Origin of the sequence: Bacillus sp. C30 (assembly GCF_040838255.1) — a bacterium.
Lineage (GTDB): Bacteria > Bacillota > Bacilli > Bacillales > Bacillaceae_G > Bacillus_A > Bacillus_A mycoides.
Genome location: NZ_JBFPJH010000262.1, coordinates 1 through 4,679 on the forward strand (window position 1 = coordinate 1; position 4,679 = coordinate 4,679).

Annotated in this window: 3 protein-coding genes and 2 pseudogenes; 2 read left to right on the forward strand and 3 right to left on the reverse strand. The window is 35.9% G+C overall.

Annotation, left to right across the window (positions count from 1 at the left end):
- Positions 1-139: 139 nt before the first annotated feature.
- A pseudogene (locus AB3X49_RS17975) lies at positions 140-892 on the reverse strand (class I SAM-dependent methyltransferase).
- Between the two features lie 141 nt (positions 893-1,033).
- On the opposite strand from AB3X49_RS17975, the gene AB3X49_RS17980 reads away from it, so the two are divergent.
- On the forward strand, positions 1,034-1,771 hold the full coding sequence (locus AB3X49_RS17980) for a ZIP family metal transporter (RefSeq protein ID WP_002168426.1): 738 nt from the start codon (positions 1,034-1,036) through the stop codon (positions 1,769-1,771).
- 81 nt (positions 1,772-1,852) lie between these two features.
- Positions 1,853-3,553 carry a pyruvate oxidase gene (locus AB3X49_RS17985; RefSeq protein ID WP_367963786.1) on the forward strand — a complete coding sequence of 567 codons (1,701 nt, stop codon included), beginning with the start codon at positions 1,853-1,855 and terminating at the stop codon, positions 3,551-3,553.
- A 44-nt stretch (positions 3,554-3,597) separates the two neighbouring features.
- Here AB3X49_RS17985 and AB3X49_RS17990 read toward each other — a convergent pair whose 3' ends face one another.
- The gene (locus AB3X49_RS17990) at positions 3,598-4,602 is read right to left on the reverse strand and encodes an ABC transporter permease (RefSeq protein ID WP_367963788.1); all 1,005 of its coding nucleotides are present in this window, start codon (positions 4,600-4,602) and stop codon (positions 3,598-3,600) included.
- A 1-nt stretch (position 4,603) separates the two neighbouring features.
- Positions 4,604-4,679: pseudogene (locus AB3X49_RS17995) on the reverse strand (ABC transporter permease subunit); the annotation flags it as partial.

Consider the following 4,679-nt stretch of genomic DNA (forward strand, 5'->3'; position numbering starts at 1 on the left):
GATTATGACCTTACCCTTCATTTTCTTTATACACAGTCCCCACCATAGCACTCCACTGCAGCTCCTCTTATTCTTCCTTACAATTAAAACAAAGACACATAGTCTATTGTTAATGTGAAATACAGTTTGATCATTTTTTCTAATAACTTACTATATAACAATCCTCCTGCAACTCATTCCCCTCCCAATCATTGTATATTTGTAACAATTCAAACCCATTCGCTACAAGTAATCTTTCTAATTCTTGCGGATACGTATACCGAAGATCTATTGTTGTTTTCAGTTCCTCTACTAGCGTATCCTCCTCATAAAACCTTCTTGTTGTTATGTAGTGCTGTATTTGTTGAATTGAATCATAATTCATCTCAGTATATAAATCACATCTTCTTCCCTTTTCATCTGTAATAGTTGTCCAATATTCTTCTGTAGATGGTTGTATTAATTCTTCCTTTGACGGAAAACGTGTATCAAATATGAATATACCATTATCAGTTATTACATTATGAATCGATGCTAATCATTGATTTTGATGTGTATTAGTAAGAAAATGTTGGAATCCATGTCCTACCATAAATGCTAACGGAATTGCTTCTTCGACGCTCAATTGCAAGCAGTCTTGCTGTAACCACTTTATATTCTTTAAACTCGCAGATTTACTCTTCGCTTCAGCAAGCATTCCTTCATGTATATCTATACCAATCATTTGATACCCTTTTTCGATAAAAGGAATAGTGACTCTCCCTGTTCCACATGCAATATCTAAAATCCATTCATTTTGTATATTTAATTTTTGCGCCCATGATAGTAAAAACGGAAAATCTGAAAAACTTTTATTTTCTATATCATATCGTTTTGGATTTTCATATTCAGATAAGTTCCATTTTGTTTGCACTTACATTCCTCATTTCATTTTAATATATAATTTATAATGAATTTACAGTTTTTTCTCTATAATTAGTCATAATAATTTGGACTAATCTCCCTCCCCCATTAGTAAGCTGAAAACAAGGGGATAGAATTGGAGTGTGATGATATGGAACGTTTATGGATTCCTATAATTGTTACGTTTTTTTCGTTCGGTGGATTACTATTAGGAGGTGCTGTTGGAGTAGCAACACGCCAACTAATTGAAGAAAAGATGCATCGCTTATACGCATTATGTGGTGGGATTTTGCTTGGGCTTTTATCACTTGAAATTATTCCTGAAACATTTTCAAGCTATGAAATAATTGGGCCTATGCTCGGTATAGCTATCGGTATTTTAGTTATGAGCTTATTAGATAACTATTGTCATCATCCGATTATACATAAGAAAGATCAACAAGCATGGCAAACCTTCCTTTTTCTTTCTTTCGCTATATTCATTCATAATATGCCGAGTGGATTTGCGTTAGGAACAGCGTTTATAAATCATAATGACTCTGCCATTCCTTTCTTACTTGCGATTGTCATTCACCATATTCCAGAAGGATTAGCTTTAATTATTCCATTTCTTTTTACAAAACATAAATATATTTCATTTTTATTAACAACTTTATTACTTTCTCTCATCCTAGGGACCGGTACTGTTTTTGGCATTTTGATGGACGGGAAAGCTCTCCATTTACAAGGACTTATTATGGGAAGCGCAATTGGTTCTCTTGGCTATGTCACAATTCACGAAATGCTTTGGAAAGCAAAGAAACAGCTCTCTTTCCTTACATTTCTCATGTGGGCAACTAGTGGTTTTTTACTAATAACAGTGTTTACTTTATTCGCTGGTCATCATTAAAGCGAAAAAATTTATTATTTGTATATTTTTCCTTTTTCTCCAAAACATAATGTTATCTACCTATTATGAGGAGGAACAATTATGTTTGGGAAAACAGCCGGTGAAGCATTAGTTGATCTTTTAATTGACTGGGATGTAGAACACATATATGGTATGCCTGGAGATTCCATCAATTCTATAATTGAAGCTTTAAGAAAAAAACAAGATAAAATTAAATTTATTCAAGTTCGCCATGAAGAAGCTGGCGCGTTAGCAGCGGCAGCCTATGCAAAATTAACAGGAAAACTTGGTGTTTGTATGGCTATTGCAGGACCTGGAGCTATTCATTTATTAAATGGTTTATATGATGCGAAACTCGATCAAGCTCCCGTATTAGCAATTTCAGGACAAGTCGAAAGTGATTTACTCGGAACGGATTTTTTCCAAGAAGTAAACTTGGAAAGAATGTTTGATGACGTTGCGGTTTATAACCAACGAATTATGTCAGCTGAACAGTTACCTGCTGTAGTGAATCAAGCGATTCGAATGGCATATACGAAAAAAGGTGTCTCTGTTCTTACAATTCCAGATGATGTTCCGAAATTTGAAATAAAAAATGGTGCACGTATTACAAACTCTTCCTTTACATTACCAGAAATATTTCCGCAAGAAGAAGATTTAGCTATAGCAAAACTCGCACTTAATGAAGCGAAAAAACCTGTTATTTTAGCCGGAAAAGGAGCAAAACATGCGAGAGAATCTTTACTTGCATTTGCAGAACATATCGGTGCACCAATCGTACTTACATTACCAGCTAAAGGGATTGTTCCTGATGAACACCCTCTTTGTATCGGTGGATTAGGATTAATTGGGACGAAACCTTCTTATGAAGCAATGAAACATGCCGATACTTTAATTATGGTGGGCACTTCTTATCCGTTCACTGGTTTCTTACCCGAAAAAGCAAAAACACTTCATATTGATACAGACCCCGCACAAATCGGGAAACGTTATACGACAGATATCGGCTTAGCTGGTGACGCTGATAAAACATTAAAATGGTTAATTGAAAATGTAGAAAAACACGAGGACCATTCCTTCTTAGAGCATCATCAAGAAATGATGAAAAAGTGGGAAGAAAAATTACACAATCAAGAAGAAGATTCTTCGACTCCAATTAAACCACAGCGAGTTATGCATGCACTGCAGAAAGTAGCCGAAGATGATGCAATTCTTTCAGTAGATGTCGGAAATGTAACAGTGTGGACAGCAAGGCACTTCCGTATGACAAACCAGAAATTTATCATTTCTAGCTGGCTTGCAACACTTGGCTGCGGTTTACCTGGTGCACTTGCTGGACAAATTGCTTTCCCGGATAAACAAGTGTTTGCAGTTTGTGGTGACGGCGGGTTTGGAATGACAATGAATGACTTCGTAACAGCTGTTAAATATAAACTGCCAATCGTTGTCGTCGTATTAAATAATAATAAAATCGCCATGATTAAATTCGAACAAGAGGTTATGGGTAATATCGAATTTGGTACAGACTTAACGAATCCTGATTTCGCAAAATACGCAGAGGCGTGCGGTGGTATTGGATACCGCGTCGAACAGTTAGATGACTTACTTCCTGCCTTTGAAAATGCGGTAAAACAAAGTAAACCATGCATTATTGATGTAGTTGTAGATGTAAATGAAGCACCAATGCCAGCAAAAATCACATTTGGTCAAGCAGCTGGTTATACGAAACATATGATAAAAGAATTATTTGAAGAAGGTAAGATTGATTTACCACCACTTTAAACAAAAAAGATAGCTGAAAACAATTTGTCTTCAGCTATCTTTTTTTATTTTTGCACCTCACTATGAAATGAAAAATCATTCATGGTAGGCTGTATTTGTTTCTCTACTTTCACTTCTTCCTTCTTCCGATTCGCTCTTCTAACATTTCCTAGCTTAATCGCATCTTGCATACTATTACTAATCAGATTTCCTGACAAAATTGTCATACTATAGAAAGCGATTGGTATAAGTACAATCCATGTATGAGTAGTTAAGTGACGGAAGTTTTGACCAATTAGGCCAGTCCATTCCTTTGTTACACTATCTGCATCTATAGCGCCAAAAATTATTGTTCCGCCAAAAAATAATTCCAACAAACCAAGATGCAAGAGGAGTAATAAAGTACTTACAAATTGCTGGGCTACTAATAAAAGAAATGATGGTAACATATGCGGCCATACATGGCGTTTCAACCGCTGCCACTTACTCCCTCCGAGCACAGTAGCAGCCAACATAAATTCTTCTTTCTTAATTCGCTTGACTTCTTGCGCTACATACAACATAACTGTCGGTACTGCAAGACATGCAAGAACTATAATTTGAAACGCAACTCGCAAATGAAACGGAGCAGCTGCCTCTCCACTGTCGAACATTAAAACTTCCTTTAAAATAAAATAGGAAATCATAACCATTGGCACGATACTGAATGGATCAAAAAAAGATGAGATAACTGGAAATGAGCGTTTACTGTACATACCAAGTAATAAACCAATAGCTCCTCCAATTACTACACGTAAAACTGCGATAACGATACTTGCACCAACTGTCCATTTCGCTCCTTCTATTATTAACTGGAACAGGTCACGGCCTTTCTCATCAGTTCCAAACCAAAATTTACTCGACGGTGAAAACGGAGCAGCCTCTAATTCTCCTTTTTCGTTATACATCATCGTTAGTTCACGAATATTCCCATCGAAAAACAGCGTATTTCCAATACTAACAATCATTAGTACACTCAAAAAAGTAACACCTAGCCAAAATCTCACATCTCTTTTTACAACTTGCCACATGTTACACACGCTCCTTTATAACATTTTGTAAAAGCGTATGTAATAAACGAAATAGTATAAAAAGCGGTACGTATAAT

Coding starts and splice junctions, on each gene's coding strand:
- AB3X49_RS17990 (WP_367963788.1), bottom strand. CDS start 4,602: ATGTGGCAAGTTGTAAAAAGAGATGTGAGATTTTGGCTAGGTGTTACT.
- AB3X49_RS17980 (WP_002168426.1), top strand. CDS start 1,034: ATGGAACGTTTATGGATTCCTATAATTGTTACGTTTTTTTCGTTCGGT.
- AB3X49_RS17985 (WP_367963786.1), top strand. CDS start 1,853: ATGTTTGGGAAAACAGCCGGTGAAGCATTAGTTGATCTTTTAATTGAC.